Origin of the sequence: Streptomyces sp. SID9727 (assembly GCF_010550605.1) — a bacterium.
In the GTDB taxonomy this organism is placed as follows: domain Bacteria; phylum Actinomycetota; class Actinomycetes; order Streptomycetales; family Streptomycetaceae; genus Streptomyces.
On sequence record NZ_JAAGNI010000121.1, the window covers coordinates 1 to 227 of the forward strand.

Below are 227 nucleotides of genomic sequence, written 5' to 3' on the forward strand. Positions count from 1 at the left end.
CCGTCCTCGCGGGCTCCGCGGCGGCCGCGCTGCTGCTGGGCGGCGCCGGGACGGTCGTCGACCGCCGCCGCACCGCCCGCCGCGACGGCTGACCGTCCGCATCCGATGAGCCGCAGTGGCGCCGCCCTCTCGACCCGGGCGGCGCCACTGCCGTACGTACGACCCCTGGAGCCCTGTCCCATGCGCCGCACCACCCTCCCCGTCACCGCCGCCCTGGCCCTCGCCGC

At 80.2% G+C, this 227-nt stretch carries 1 pseudogene; it reads left to right on the forward strand.

Features of this window, described 5'->3' with window-relative positions:
• Positions 1 to 92, forward strand: a pseudogene (locus tag G3I41_RS37615) (sortase-dependent protein); the annotation flags it as partial.
• Positions 93 to 227: the final 135 nt, after the last annotated feature.